The sequence below is a fragment of the Marinobacter sp. UBA2498 genome, assembly GCF_002341575.1.
In the GTDB taxonomy this organism is placed as follows: domain Bacteria; phylum Pseudomonadota; class Gammaproteobacteria; order Pseudomonadales; family Oleiphilaceae; genus Marinobacter; species Marinobacter manganoxydans.
Genome location: NZ_DDOI01000038.1, coordinates 953 through 1,603, shown reverse-complemented (window position 1 = coordinate 1,603; position 651 = coordinate 953). Strand labels below are relative to the sequence as shown.

The following is a 651-nucleotide window of genomic DNA, read 5'->3' as shown; positions in this document are numbered from 1 at the left end:
CCCCATCAAAACGTCCGGCGCGGGATAACTAACGGTACTCTGCTCCTTTTCATCCGGAGAGGGTCAGATGCCAGCGAAGAGGTTATCCATGCGTACAATCAAAGAAGTCCTTCGCCTCAAGTGGGAGCGAGGGCTTAGCAACCGACAGGTTGCCGCAGCCTGCGGCATCAGTCGCCCCACTGTGAGCGAGTATCTGCGGCGTGCTGCTGAGGCGGAGCTTGGCTGGCCGCTGCCAGAGGATCTGAGTGAAGCCCAGCTGGAGCAACGGCTGTTCCCGCCACCACCGGATCTGCCGGCACAGGCCCGAGGCATTCCGGATTGGAAGCGAATCCACGATGAACTCCGGGGCAAGAACGTCACCCTGTTCCTGCTCTGGCAGGAGTACCGGGAAGCCAATCCGGATGGCTACCAGTACAGCTGGTTCTGCGAGCACTACCGGGCCTGGCAGGGCAAGCTGGATCTGGTGATGCGTCAGGACCACCGAGCCGGTGAAAAGCTGTTCGTGGACTATGCTGGGCACACGGTGCCCGTCATTGACCGCACCACCGGTGAGATCCATGAGGCGCAAGTCTTTGTGGCGGTGATGGGTGCGTCCAATTACACCTACGCCGAGGCCACCTGGAGCCAGACCCTGCCGGACTGGATCGGCTC

The 651-nt window shown here is 61.4% G+C and carries 1 protein-coding gene; it reads left to right on the top strand.

The window, feature by feature from the left end; all coding sequences use genetic code 11:
* Window positions 1-67: 67 nt before the first annotated feature.
* The coding region (locus B2W52_RS04100) for a helix-turn-helix domain-containing protein (RefSeq protein WP_286801466.1) at window positions 68-651 on the top strand (584 nt) is incomplete at its 3' end.